This is a genomic window from Bacillus sp. UMB0893 (assembly GCF_002858905.1).
GTDB lineage: Bacteria > Bacillota > Bacilli > Bacillales > Bacillaceae > Bacillus_P.
Window position 1 is genome coordinate 1 of record NZ_PKLB01000017.1, and the last position, 13,273, is coordinate 13,273.

A 13,273-nucleotide genomic window follows, 5' to 3' on the forward strand; every position below is an offset into this window, starting at 1 on the left:
TTGCCCGCCATTAAAGGATTTTCCGAAAGTCGAAGAATACTACAGTACCTTGTTTCATGAAATGGTACACAGCACAGGGCATAAAAATCGGCTAGCTCGTTCAGGAGTGACCACTCAAGATGTAGCATTTGGGGATGAAATATATTCCAAGGAAGAATTAGTGGCGGAAATGGGGGCTGCAATGCTTTGCGGTGTTGCGGGTATTGACAACAACACTATTAGTAATAGCGCCAGCTATATCCATTCATGGCTAAGGTCGTTGAAAGAAGACAGTCGTCTTGTGGTTCAAGCAGCTGCACAAGCCCAAAAAGCCGCGGATTACATTCTAGGAGAAGAAGAAACTGAAGGCGAGTAAAAGCAGTAACCTATAACATCACAAGCACAAAGGATCGGTCATCTTCCTGTCGATCAAGGAAGATGACCTTATATAAAATAAATTCAAGTTACTGTTATTTAATTCCAGGTATGGCCAGTGGGAATTAAATTACTAAGAGAAAGTGAGGAGTATCCTAATAGATTGTTAAAATAGTGCCTGAATGGTGTAATTTAGTTAGAACGCTCAGAAACAGGCAAATTTCAATGGCATATGTCATAAGCGCCCGAGTCATAAATGGGTGCTTATCCGTTCAAAAGATTGAAGGGAGTAAAGTTGATATGAAAAATCAAAGTGTTATTACTTGTCCTTATTGTGGTAGCGAACTGGTGCAGCAGCGAGAATACTATTGTAATTTTTGTGTAATGAACGTTCCAGAGACGATTGTGCAACGCAATCATGAAAGAATTTCAGTTCGTGTAAGAGATTTTGCGCTAGAAGTCCATCTTGAGAGGACAACGCCGGAATTAATGACGCTATCGACCTTCGAGTTGCTTAGTTTATTGAAATATGCACGAGCTGAAAGAACAGCGTTATATCGTTATCTGAACACCTTTTATAAGGCACGCAAGCACGGTAATACGGATGAGTTTAAAGAGTCTGAAGAATATAGTGGAACGGAATATGAAAAAATCACCCGTAAAATGTTTGTTTTGGAAAACATTATTCGTCAGCGGTTGGGGTATGTTCCGCATCGAATCACTGAAGGATATTTGGCAAAATACGTAGACTATATGAAAAAGGATAAGCATAAACCAATGGTAATCCGCCAGCAGAGAAATGAAGAAATGAAAGCGTGATTTTATGGCCTTCAAAACGCAGGAGAAATTAGGTAAAGTATTCGTAAATACTCTTTGTGCTTGAGTATTGTATGTTACTGAATAACTCCGGTTGATCCCCGGAGTTATTTGATTGCATTAATAGTGTTTAAATGGTCAAAAGCATGAGGTGTCCAACATGCAGTTTATTAAAATAAGAAACAAAGTCAACTTGATCAGTAACGGGTGAATGACAATAAAAAACGACCAGATTTTTCTGGTCATTTACTTTTAGCCTTCTTCAGCAATCGCCCCCGATTGTTGAATAAGTTCAAAACTCCTTTGTTGACTTGTTTCTAAACTTTATAAATTTCTCAATACGAAGATAAATAAAACTAACTGAAAAACCAACAATGAAACCAACTACTACTGCAAAGCCACTCCATTGAAAAATACCCCGCATTACAATATCATTCCAAAATACATTTTTCCAATTTCCCCAGAAGAATGGATCATTTTTATTAGAAATATGTAGTTCTGGTCTAGTTGAAATCCCTATGATCCCTAACTGAATGGCATTGTATAAATAATAAAAAATAATTGATACGAGCCAAGTTGATGAACTCGCAAAAGCGGCCCTCACTTTTGATTTGGAAAATCGGGCTTCATAAAGAGCAATTGGAACTAAAGGCACTAACCAAACACCATAGGTTAGTATTCTCCATAAAGTCTCCCCTTGGATTAGCATACGAGATATGAAACTATGGAAGTAAAAATCAAACACACCAAATACTATTCCAATTGCAATATAAATGAACCAACGTATTTTCACTAAATTCATACCTCTCTTCGGATTTATTCGTCTACAATTCTTTTCATTAGCGGTCCAAATAAGTAACGAATCATTGATAATACAAATACTATTCCTTATTCCACAATCCTGCCCGATTGCTTAATACCAATTATTTCAAAATTAGGTGATTAACTCAATCTTTTATTCCATTAAAAAGGACACTTACCTTATTACAGATAAGCGCCCGATTGCGGAGTAAAAAGCGCAAGAGCTGTAATGCATGTCAATAGTTAATAAATTACTCATTCTAAAGCTGTTTTACATCTGTACAAACAGAAAAAACCCCTCGTTGACTTTTTAAAGTCAACGAGGGGTTTGAATTATCCGGTCAATACAGGTGTAGGCGGGACCTAACACCCATTAACATAAAAAAATTAATCTTTTATTTTGCCAATAAGTTGTCAATTGTTACAAACTCATAGCCTTCTGCTCTTAATTGGTCAATCATCTGTGGTAGCGCATCAACTGTACCTTGTAATTTGGTGTTTTGGAAGTTGTGCTGGAGGACAATTCCTCCTGGAGATTTATCCCTATGCACAATAGTAAGAATTTCCTCTGCTGATTTACCACTATAATCAATTGTATCAACAGACCACATGATGTTTTTAAATCCAAGTTTTTCAAATACAAGAGCATCAGCTGCAGTATAGTCTCCATAAGGTGGTCTTAATAAAGTAGCCTTCACTCCTGTCACCCTTTCAATGATTTCATTGGTAGATGAAATCTGTTGGATGACTTGAGCAGTATATAGTTTGGATAATTCAGGATGATTCCATGTATGGTTTGCAATGGTATGACCATCATCTACCATCCTTTTAGCCAACTGCGGAAAATAAGAAACTTGCTCTCCAACTACAAAAAACGTAGCTGGTACACCTTTTTCTTTTAATATATCTAAAATTTGAGGTGTAATAATTTTGTCTGGACCATCATCGAAAGTTAAGGCAATTTTCTTTTCCGTTGTATCTCCTTTTTCGATAGCGATTGGCTTGTTCTCTACTGGAGTGTTTGTTTGAATATAGGTGCGATTGATTTTTGAATCGTAGGTAACTGTCATGCCTAATTTTTGTGCAGTTACCAATAATGGAATGTATGGACGACCATTGATAACAGTTGTTGTAATAGCAAGGTACTCGCGAATCCACTTATTTTTTTCTTTCACGTAGTAGTCCATGTATGCCTTTTCCAATGGGAGAGCAACAATATTATTTCTCTCAACAGCAATAGAGTTGTATTTCTCATTTTTGTCAACAGTAGCACCTGTGTGCTTGAAGAATAGATCTGGTACCATAACACGGCCATTTTGCATATAGTAGGTCGTCTTAATGAGTTGACCATCCACAGAAAAATAAGCAGATGAAACTGTAGCAGCCTTGGCTGGCGCTACTCCAAAAAGACCCGTTATGATGAAGGAAATGAGAAGAGTGGCCAAAATTGTTCTTTTCCCTTCCAATTTGTTAACTTTAATCATTGTATCCCCCTGTGTGTTTTTCTTTTTCTTACAGAAAGGATTTTACCAACAAAACATAAATTACAAAACAGTTTTTTATTGGAAATAATAGAGAGCGTCATAAGAGTATGAGCGATAATATTATCACTGCAGATAATTTCCGAGAGGCTAACCAGAAGGATTCTAAAAAGCTCTTTAATTTTTCACATTCTCAATAACATAAAAAATCCAAATAAGTTATTACTTGTTATTCCATTATCTGGCCCGATTGTTGAACAAAAAGTTGAAACTATTCTTCAATTTAACTGCCCTTTAACGGAATAACTGATATTTCCATTTTATCACAATTGTCCTATCTCCCAACTTTAGCTTTTTTGCAAAAAATGGATTTTTAAAGTTCCGGTTTCTTCATATCCGGAGTATGGACAACGGTAAAACAAACCTTTTCCCCATCCACCATATACATAGAAATAAATCTAGGACACTAGGACACTGTCCTAAACAAAAGTTGAGCCTAAAAGAGAAAAAAACAAGGGGAAGAGGCAGTTGAGTCCGTTAAAGAATCTACTTCAAAAAAAAGAACAGTATAAATACTCTGTCACGAGTAATATGCTGTCCTTTCTATTTATCCTCGTTATTTGCTTCCTGATCGCGATGATACAAAATCTTTTATTGATTTTAACAATCCCTTTGCAAAACCATCTGCTTTTTCTTCCATATCATTAAGTTCTTGTTTTATCTTATCTATCCGTACATACCATTTATCAATTCTTTCTTGATTGTAACCTTCCTTAGCCTCTTCTTCTTCAATATTTTTTATTAAGTTATTGAATTCCTTCTGCAGAATTGTTCTTCTGTCTTCTCTAATTTTCTTCTTTTCCTCTCGATCATCATCGATTCTTCCTTTTATCATTTCTATGGCAACTGGTGCTGCTGCTTTAGCAATTTCTATTGCTGCTGTAGCTGCAAGTTCTTTTCCAATTGACCCATTACTGAAAGTAGGACTGTTTTTTGAGCTATTACGCTCAATTATTTCACCATCATTGGTACTGTCTTTAAATATATCTAATTCTGTAGGTTTAGATTTTTGGCTCATATTGTTCCCCCATCTTTATTTTATTCATAATCTAATTTTCCATATAACAGGATTTAATAAGACCTCGTATTAATAACTACACATTACCATATTACACCATATCGTCTCTTGACTAAACTGCATACGTTCTTATTATCTCATCGATTTCACCAACATCAGTAACAACAATCGTAATCACTTGTTTAGTATTTAGCTCTCCCTTATGGTTTCAAAATAGTCTAGGACACTAAGACATTGTCCTAGACATATTGACTTAAAGTTTTCCTGAATTTATCGGAATGGCTCTACGCTTCTCCCGATAAATTTGCTATAGTAATAGTAAAAATATTGGCATTGTGGTGCCGATATAAAGGCGAGAGGTGAACGTTATGGACGATACGAAAAAAGGATTTGAAATCCCGGATGATGTAATAGATATGCATGTTGAAATTAAAACGAGTACAATTGCGGAAAACTTGAAAATGCCAGAAAGTACAGTTAGAAAGTATGTTACTTTATTAGAAAGAGAAGGATATGAATTGCTCCGCAATGACTTGGACCATAGGGTGTACACGCAGCAAGATCAATTAGCCATTTCTCAGATGTTAAAACTTAAACGAGATAAGAAAATTGGGCCAGAAGCTGCTGCTGCTATAGTGGCGTCACATTATCGTAAGGCGACACAAAACGTAGCGGAGGTAATCCCATACGGAACAAGGGATGAGGATGTTTCAGGGCGACATGAAATATCTGTTGTGGCGGACCAAATCCGAAATATTCAAACCCAAGTTGAAGGATTGATGAGTAAGGAACAGGGGCAATCTATCCTTCAGGCTTTACACCAAATTGCATCTGCCAACGAAGTTAGCCATCAAGAAATGCAAAAGATGAGGCGTGATTATGAAGTGATGAAAGAGAAGGTCGATAGGGTAAATGACTTTATTCAAAAACAAGAAGAAGCTGAAAGTACGGAAAAGAAAAAGAAGGGGATTATGGACCGGTTATTCGGAAGATAAAGAAAGTGTTATGTTTTTAGTGAAAACCTTACATATATAAACATCAAAAAAAAAACGAACCTAGCTTAGCCAAGCAGGTTCGTTTTTTTGCTTCTTAATCATCATCAAAGTCCAAAAAGTTTTGTTGAGCAAAGGATTGGAGCTTCTGGTCATTAACAAAGTTCTTTTTTGGTTCTTCTTTATTGATGATTTTTTCCTCTTCAGAGGAATTTATTTTAATTTCTGCCGTTGGATCTTTGAGAAGTTGCACAAGTAATTGACCAATTATGGCCTTTGTTCGATGGTTTTGTAAATATTTTATCTCTTCAGGTGTTAGGTCTTCGGGTATTGGGATACTTAGGCTCTTATCAAACTTCTTTTTGGGTTTTCCAGCCAGCTCTTCCTGCATGGTTGCTACGAACCGATCGGCAATTTCACTGCTGAATTTTCGTTGATGTTCTTCTTTTAGGTCTGTTAAAAAGTTTAGTACATCTATAGGTGTTTCATGAGGAAGGCGAAAGGACACCACCTTCCCCCCATGAAATTTTTCCATAGTAAATCCCCTTTAATCAGTCGTTATTTCGCTGCGATTGCTTCTTTTACATCAATGTTCTTCGACTCGCAGTACATAATTAAGATTTTAAAATACGCGCGTGCAATCATCCAAACGCTGTCGTCTGGTTTTACAAAACGCAACGGAAATTGCTGAGCAGCTTCATTGATTTTTTGTAGATAAGGACGGAGAACAACAGCTCCGCCGCCTATTTGATAGCTTAGGCGAATATCTGGAACGCTAATCCAAAGATCTTGAATCAATTTATATTCTTCATTAGCCAGGGCCATGAGCTCATCATCTACAATATTCTTAATTGAAATTCTGTTTCCATATTTCCAAATGTAGTTTTGCTCTTCCGGATCTTCGTTGGTGATGATCTCTACTAAATCACGACGAGTATTAATTGTATATTGGTGTTCAGCTCTTACTTTACGAATGATGCTGTCTAGATAAGTGGAAACGCCTTTTTTAATACCATTAGAGTTGATGTTATCTACCTGAGTATCTTTTGTGATAATCGCGGAGTCCGTTGAAAGGCCTCCAATGTCATTAATTAATATAGTCTTTCCAAATATCTCTTCATTCTTTACAGAACCATCTTTATCTGTGGTTAAATCCATATATGCTGCAAAGCCTTCTGTATTGACAAGCACTTGCTCAAATTGAATTCTGACGGTTTTCCCTTCAAATTCGGGCGTTTTTAAAAACGTAACAGAGTGCTGTCCGGATTTTAATTTTTTACGAAACTCTTTGTTTTTCTCTCGCTTTGTTTCATCTAATGGTAGTCCAGTAGATAGTAAGTACGTAGCATTAATGATATTATCTTCATCTTCTTTTATGTTCTGAACAGCATCAAAGGCTAAAGCTGTAAGCAACATAAGAATCGGTTGATCAGATTCACTTTTATCCTGATTCGGTTTCAATTCATCATTATCAGGAAATTTAGAAGCTAGTTTTCCAACAGCAATTTTTCTGTTTTTTTCTTTCAAAATTGAAGAATTCACTTCAACATGTAACGCATCTAACGGATTTTTTTCCATATCAATAATAGAACGATCCTCGGCTTTTGCGATGATGTTTGGAATATAGAGCTGCTGATCTAAAGACCCAAAGTACCCTTTTAATGCGTCATTTCCAATATCTATACTAGCTAATCTCATGTTTTTCCCTCCTGAAAAATGGATTTATTTTCTTCCCTCTTCATTGTATACAAAATTTGTTTACAAGTCAAACATTTGTATACAACATTTGTATACAAATTAACGAAGAAAAAACCCTATTAAAATAAAGGGTTTACGGATTTTCTAAAAGAGTGTATAGTGGTTTTAAATTCTAATATTTACTAGATTCATAGAACTGAGAATAAAGACTATTCAATCCTTACATACATATTTTTCACCATAGAAAAAAGCGTTGCTGACAACAACGCCCTTTGGTGAAACAGCTAGCCCGGTCGCCAAACTAGTGCTAGCTTTATGTGCGAATCATAGATTCTTTTTTAATATGTGCTTATAATAGCAATAATTTAAAAGAATTGCAATGTTTTTTAGCTATATTTCCATGGTTTTTTATGGTACAAATAGCGACAAAACTCAAGCTGATTCTCTGCGTAAAGCAAATACTAATGGATAAGACCGGGACGAGCTGTCTAGCAGCTTGTAACGGTCTTTTTTACGTGTTCTATGCGGAGAGCAAGGGACTTACTCTCTTCGATAGAAAAAAAGATGACAGGTCAGCTGGAGCCAATTTCGGAAAGTCCAGCGTGTCGGGTTGATCGAGCTTCACGATCGGCCAGGCAGGAACGGTATGTTTTGTTCCTTTTCGCCAGTGGGGAAAAAGATGCTTGGAGATCCATGTAAGCATAATAAAGCCACAAAGTAAAAGGAGGGTTGGACACCATAGCTATGTGTCTGTTAGGCGCATAGCGGGGTTGTGAGATGGGTTAGAAGCTTTTTCTAACTAAGCTAAGGGAATGGTGCAGTTGATATGCTCACAAGCGAAAGCAAGACTTTGAAGCGCTATACATACGGATACCATACGGATACCTGAACTCGGTACACCGAGTACGTCAACGTTCAGCGGTTTTCTCCCGGCTTCACAAGGGGGAAAACTGCAGCCAGCCGTTTCCAGCCGTTTTCCTGGCCTGATGCCCGAGTATGCCAAACCAGGAAAGTAAAGGCAAGAGATTGTTGCAAACTTTTGAATATAATTTAGGCTGAAGCCTGTTAATTAGTGCTTTAAGCTGCTAGTGATTAAAGCTGCTAGTGATTAAAGCTGCTAGTGATTAAAGCTGTTTAGCGCTTCGATTCTTACTCTCGATACGAAAGTAGGAATATCGCTAAAGAAAATGAGGCTGAGGATTGATAAGCGAGCAAGGAGATCAGGGAGGGAAAGGGATTAAAAATAGGGGATTGAGATTAAGAGAAAATTTAGTATATGCAATCAGTATTCAAATTTAGTCAATGTGTAATTCAGGATTTAGATCTAAAACTTGTAATCTATGTTAGGGAGATCTGGTCCAGAAGAAGCTAAATAAAAGTAAAGGGAGGAGGTTAAGAAAAAGGCTGGGGATATATAGAATTATTATGATTAGATAGTAAAAATATCACATATATGAAATAACAAGTGAGCATATGGAACGAATTACCTTTACAATCATTGCCAAACAGATGTGCGTATACTACACTGGTCTTAGGAGAAATTGTAAGAAAATTCAATAGATTTAGATACGTAAATCAAAAGTAACTCAATTTGCATTATATTTGCGGTAGGAAATGGCCGCCAACCCTATTAAACAAAGGGCAGATTGACTTCTGTTTATTTTCGTAACCAGCAGAAGACCTCGCCCATACTACGTAAACATAGACGAGGTCTTCTGCTACTAAATAAAGGCGGAGGTCAATCTAAAGTATGAGTGGGGTTGGCGGAGAGGTAATGAGGAGTCTGGTGTGAAAGAGGGGGAGGATAAGAGATAAAGTTCAAGAGTAAAAGATAAATTTCAAGGTATAAGTACAAGGTCAAGATCAAAAGAAAAGTTCAAGGGAAAAAGGATAAAAGCAATTTCAAGTGAAGGTGGGCAAGTGGATTTATGCTATTCAAAAATGGAGGTGGTTGGTGGAGTGTAGGATGTTGTAAATAACGCAAAAATATAAAGTCAATTGTATAAAAATTCAAGGAGGTGTTTTGTGTTCTCTATGCTGGATAGATGGCTGCAAGCGTATTTGGGTTTATTGGTTTTGTTTTATGTGTTGGCCAGCTGGTGTGCGGTGAAAATTCTTAAAGTGGTTGTGTTTGTATTTGCGGTTTGTTTTTCGATTTTGGTTTATGCAATCAGCATGGCTTTTGGTAAACTGCTAAAAGGGAGAGTGGTTCCTATATTTGCTAGAAGAGGATGATGAAGTTGATGCTAAAGTATACTTCGCTTAAAGAGAAAGATTTGGAGTATCTTACGTTTATTTTGAGGAATGGAATGGTGACAGCCAAACAGATTCTATTAAAGTTTCGAGAACCTAATATCCACCGGGTGTACCGTAGACTACGAAAACTTGAAGGGAAGAAATATGTCAGGCATGAGCAGATCGCTCATAAAGTAGGGGTTTACCTGGGGACGATCGATGCCCGAAACTTAACGAATGTTCATGTGACGGTCCCGACGAAAGCTTCTGTTTATACGATGCAGCATAACCTTCTGCTTAATGATCTGGTTCTCTTTTATGAGTTTCAGGCGGAGAAGCAGGGATTTCAGTTTACGTATCGGACGGAAAGAGAGATTCGTCACTCCATGATTGGAGAGGGAGATAATCAAAGTAAATTAAAGGCGTATAACGCGAGCCGTGAACGTATTCCGGATGCGGTGTTCTTTTTCAAAAATGCGGAAGGCGTGGTCACAACTACCTGGGTAGAGCTGGAACTCAATAAGAAAGAACGGAAACGGTATGATGAAAAGTTTAAGCTTTTTGAGCAATTGCTCTCTAGTAAACGCTTAGACGATCAGCCATATTCTTATGACCAAGTGATCTATTTCGCAGATGATGTGAAGATTCATAATGTGGTCAATGACGCCAAGCGACGATTAGTTAATGCAGATAAAATTTCCATACGTAAAATTCCGTCGGTCATTATTAACGAACGTTGGGAAGAGGTGATGCCAAGTGGATCCAATGGCGAAACGCCAGGACCAGACGCAACAGACTGAAATGGACCGAATGATTGGTGATGTGGTCATCTACGGTTTGATAGGAATGATCGGGATTCTCTTTTTTATTCCGGCCCTACTGGGAATGCTGATTTTTGCTGTATTGCACGTGTTCAGGCGAGAATGGTTTTTCTATGTGGGTTTAGGATCCGGATTCCTGATTCTTTTATGGCAATTTCAAACCGGGATGCTGCTTACCTATTTTGGATTGATTTCAGAAATGAATATTCCGTATCTTTCAACCGGTGCAGAGTCTTTACTCAATAATGGGAATCCTATCGCGGTTTCTGCTTCATCTTATTGGGTATTAGTGGGACTTTCCTTCCTCTTTTCCTTTGGCTTTTTCATCTTCGCCAAGTTTTTTTGGAAAAGGCGAGTCAAGACCAAATCCGGAGAGGTTCAGAAGCAAAAGGCAGAACACAGGTATAAAACGTTCAGAAAGAACCGGGTGAAGTTTTTAAATAATAAACAGCAGCATTACCGCAAAAAGCCTTCACAGGAAATTTTTGTGGGCTATACCGACTTTAAAGAACGAGTTGCACTGGAAGCGAGAGAGCTCAATTATCACATGCTGGCTACAGGTGGGACAGGTACCGGAAAGACCACCTTGATTGCTTCTTTAATGGAAGCGGCGCTGCAGCAGGATAAACCCATCATCTTTGTAGATGGGAAGGGCGAGCGGAAATCCATGCTCGAATTTAAAGCGTTATGTGAAGCGTATGGCCGTAAAGTGTACCTGTTTTCAGAAATGGATAACTTGACCTACAATCCGATCAAAAATGGTACACCGACAGAAACACGCGATAAGCTCATGTCCCTCTTCAGCTTTTCGAGTGAAGGAGACGGTGCTTACTACACGGATATAGCTTCACGGTATCTACAGTTGGTGGTTAAGCTCATTGATGAAGCTCAGGTTACGAGGGATATCAAAACGATTGCGAAATTGACGAATGTAGATTCCATGAGTGACTTTTTCAAGGAACACAGCATCCAGGAAGAAATTGAAGAAGACATTGAAGTGGAAGTCGAAGAAGAAGTAGCAGTTGGGAAAGCAGCAGCGTCCTCAGATGACGATCTAAGCGGTTTTGTCGCACCGTCGGAACCAAAGGTCGAAATCATCAAGAAAAAGGTTGTAGAGAGGCGTAAGCGGACTGTGACAAAGCTTCAAGAAGGTATGCAGCGGATTAAGACCATTTTGGATGATGAGTTCCCGGAAGAAATCGTAGTAGGCTGCTTAACTCGATTGAAAATGCAGTTGGGAGAATTACTAGAGTCTGACTTGGGCCATTTATTCATCGAGTGTGAAAAAGGCATCGATCTTCAAAACATTACGGATCACAACGATGTGGTAATTTTCAGTATTTCAGGGAGTCGTTATGCAGACTATATTCGGAAAATTGGGAAAATGATTATTCTTGATGTGAACAGTCTGGTCGCATACCGTCAGGCAAAGGGGCGAAAATCCATCTTCGGTGTATACGATGAGTTTTCAGCGTATGGCGACCGCCGAATCGTGGATATCGTGAACAAATCACGGTCTGCTGGCTTTGAATGCATTATCTCCACTCAAACGTTGTCCGACATTGATGCCGTGGATCCAATTATGACCGAGCAGATCATTTCCAACTGTAATGTCATTGCCACAGGCCGCGTGAATTCCTCTAAAGATGCAGAGCGGATCGCTCAGGTATTCGGAACATTTTCCGATCGGGAAATCACGCAACAGATTGAAAAGAAATACCCCCATATCCGGTATGAAGCTGAAATGGGAACCGTTCGCGATGTGGAACGCTTTAAAGCCAATCCAAGTGAAATTAAAAATCTTCAAATCGGTGAGATTTTCATCAATCGAAAAATGGTGGAGGTGGACGGCAGCGATACGTATTTCAGCCGAGTGTATGTGCGTAATGCCTTAGACTTAGGAGGGATCCAATGAGTTTTTTCAGCAAGTTGAGAGGCGGTCTTAAAAAGAATGTCTCTCAAGGAAGAAAAAAAGTCTTAAAAGATGAACGACGTTTAACGACTTCTCGTTTGAATGGACGAACCGCCTTTACCGTGGTCTTTTGGGGTGTGTTGCTCGGGGTTATCTTTTTCTCCTTTCAGGCCTGGGCGCGAACCGGGTTTCTGAACGAAAAGGTAAACGGTTATCAAGATCAAGCGTCTTCGCAGATTGAAAGTCTAAATGAGGTAGGGTTCGCCAATTCACCAGCTGGTGAAACGTATGCGAACCAATTCGTTACTACCTATATCAACGTATCCAATGATGAGAAGAAACGAGAAGAACGATCGAAAGCACTTCAAGACTTCTTGGCTGAAGGGTTACAGGTGGGAGAGCTTGAAAACCTAACAGCTTTTCAAGGGAAACGAGTTTTGAAGAGTGCTAGCTTATATGATGTGAAGAACGTGAGCGAAGATGCAGCGAGTTATGTTTATCGTATAGAATATGAACTTTTCAATGTCGTCGAGAAAAAAGAGCAAGTTCCTGTTAAAAGCAAGGGGAAAGATGGAAAAGAAACAGTCGTAAAAGAGGAAAGAATGAAGAAAATCGATGAGCCATTGGGGAAGAAAGAGCAAATGATTGTGGTCCGGCTAGGGACGGATGGAAACTCTTTTAATGTCATTGAACAACCTTACTATCAAGCGATCCCTGGAAAGTCGAGAGTCGCAGCGGTTCAAGATCAAACTGATCAATCTCAACAAAATGTCAAAGTAGAAGATGAGATGAAACAATTTGCTACACAGTTTTTCACCTCATATACAACCAATTCAGTGGATGAGATGGCTTATCTCATGGAGAAACCGGAATCTATAAAAGATCTTTACGAGTATAAGGGATTGGAAGATTTTGTGGTTTATGATGGGGAGCAAGAAGGACAGTACATGGTGAAGACGCTTGTGCTTCTGCAGGAGGCGAATACGGGATTGCAGACCAAACATCCTTTTACTCTTGTCGTAAGCAAAGAGAACAATAAATTTTATGTGAAACAGTTCAAACACACTTTAGGAGGATGATGGAAA

12 protein-coding genes are annotated in these 13,273 nt (G+C 38.5%); 7 read left to right on the forward strand and 5 right to left on the reverse strand.

Features of this window, described 5'->3' with window-relative positions; translation table 11 throughout:
- Both CYJ36_RS23005 and CYJ36_RS23010 read left to right on the forward strand, forming a co-directional pair.
- The coding region (locus CYJ36_RS23005; protein ID WP_257962599.1) for a zincin-like metallopeptidase domain-containing protein at positions 1-355 on the forward strand (355 nt) is incomplete at its 5' end.
- Between the two features lie 299 nt (positions 356-654).
- The gene (locus CYJ36_RS23010) at positions 655-1,173 is read left to right on the forward strand and encodes a hypothetical protein (protein ID WP_101569514.1); all 519 of its coding nucleotides are present in this window, start codon (positions 655-657) and stop codon (positions 1,171-1,173) included.
- Between the two features lie 289 nt (positions 1,174-1,462).
- Here CYJ36_RS23010 and CYJ36_RS23015 read toward each other — a convergent pair whose 3' ends face one another.
- The 3 genes from CYJ36_RS23015 to CYJ36_RS23025 all read right to left on the reverse strand — a co-directional run bounded on the left by CYJ36_RS23015 (position 1,463) and on the right by CYJ36_RS23025 (position 4,530).
- Complete coding sequence (locus tag CYJ36_RS23015) at positions 1,463-1,972, reverse strand: hypothetical protein (protein WP_219621157.1); 510 nt, start codon at positions 1,970-1,972, stop codon at positions 1,463-1,465.
- A 394-nt stretch (positions 1,973-2,366) separates the two neighbouring features.
- Complete coding sequence (locus CYJ36_RS23020) at positions 2,367-3,455, reverse strand: polysaccharide deacetylase family protein (RefSeq protein ID WP_101569516.1); 1,089 nt, start codon at positions 3,453-3,455, stop codon at positions 2,367-2,369.
- Between the two features lie 613 nt (positions 3,456-4,068).
- Positions 4,069-4,530, reverse strand: coding sequence for a hypothetical protein (locus tag CYJ36_RS23025; protein ID WP_101569517.1), 462 nt, complete (start codon positions 4,528-4,530; stop codon positions 4,069-4,071).
- A gap of 368 nt (positions 4,531-4,898) precedes the next feature.
- Between CYJ36_RS23025 and CYJ36_RS23030 the strand changes: the two genes are divergently transcribed.
- Positions 4,899-5,525, forward strand: coding sequence for a hypothetical protein (locus tag CYJ36_RS23030; RefSeq protein WP_066240275.1), 627 nt, complete (start codon positions 4,899-4,901; stop codon positions 5,523-5,525).
- A 94-nt stretch (positions 5,526-5,619) separates the two neighbouring features.
- Here CYJ36_RS23030 and CYJ36_RS23035 read toward each other — a convergent pair whose 3' ends face one another.
- On the reverse strand, positions 5,620-6,057 hold the full coding sequence (locus tag CYJ36_RS23035; RefSeq protein ID WP_101569518.1) for a hypothetical protein: 438 nt from the start codon (positions 6,055-6,057) through the stop codon (positions 5,620-5,622).
- A gap of 23 nt (positions 6,058-6,080) precedes the next feature.
- Entirely contained in the window at positions 6,081-7,220 is a 1,140-nt protein-coding gene (locus CYJ36_RS23040; RefSeq protein ID WP_066240270.1) for a ParM/StbA family protein, read from the reverse strand.
- A gap of 2,025 nt (positions 7,221-9,245) precedes the next feature.
- Between CYJ36_RS23040 and CYJ36_RS23050 the strand changes: the two genes are divergently transcribed.
- From CYJ36_RS23050 to CYJ36_RS23065, 4 genes are all read left to right on the forward strand, one after another.
- Positions 9,246-9,455, forward strand: a complete 210-nt coding sequence (locus CYJ36_RS23050) for a hypothetical protein (RefSeq protein ID WP_101569520.1) — start codon at positions 9,246-9,248, stop codon at positions 9,453-9,455.
- Positions 9,456-9,583: 128 nt separating this feature from the next.
- Positions 9,584-10,255 (forward strand): hypothetical protein, encoded by a 672-nt coding sequence (locus tag CYJ36_RS23055; RefSeq protein ID WP_142382735.1) that lies wholly within the window; start codon positions 9,584-9,586, stop codon positions 10,253-10,255.
- Entirely contained in the window at positions 10,221-12,191 is a 1,971-nt protein-coding gene (locus CYJ36_RS23060; RefSeq protein ID WP_257962601.1) for a TraG/TraD/VirD4 family protein, read from the forward strand. The genes CYJ36_RS23055 and CYJ36_RS23060 overlap by 35 nt, the downstream gene beginning before the upstream one ends.
- Complete coding sequence (locus tag CYJ36_RS23065) at positions 12,188-13,267, forward strand: conjugal transfer protein (RefSeq protein WP_101569523.1); 1,080 nt, start codon at positions 12,188-12,190, stop codon at positions 13,265-13,267. The genes CYJ36_RS23060 and CYJ36_RS23065 overlap by 4 nt, the downstream gene beginning before the upstream one ends.
- Positions 13,268-13,273: the final 6 nt, after the last annotated feature.